This window comes from Halovibrio sp. HP20-59 (assembly GCF_033052795.2).
GTDB lineage: Bacteria > Pseudomonadota > Gammaproteobacteria > Pseudomonadales > Halomonadaceae > Vreelandella.
The window spans coordinates 1-243 of sequence record NZ_JAWJUW020000158.1 but is presented as its reverse complement, the minus strand read 5'-3'; the positions used below and the strand labels follow the sequence as shown (position 1 = coordinate 243).

Here is a 243-nt window from a genome sequence, read left to right as displayed (position 1 = left end):
GCTTTACTGAGCTTGGCCCGCGCATCAACACCTTCGACAACACGACGCAGCAGTACACGGTCGGCCTGCGCGGCGACTTGCCGGTCCTCCAGGACTGGAGCTACGACCTCTATTACCAATCGGGTCGGTCGGATCAGGTGTCAGGGCGTGTCAATTGGGGCTCGTTCTCCAAGGTCCAACAGGCGCTGCGCTCGCTGAACACTACTAGTTGCACCAACACCGCCAACGGTTGCGTGCCGCTCA

Annotated in this window: 1 protein-coding gene; it reads left to right on the top strand. The window is 60.9% G+C overall.

Annotated features, from left to right (window positions below):
* Positions 1 to 243: hypothetical protein (locus tag RZA33_RS19730; protein ID WP_317510028.1), on the top strand; the 243-nt coding region annotated here is incomplete at both ends.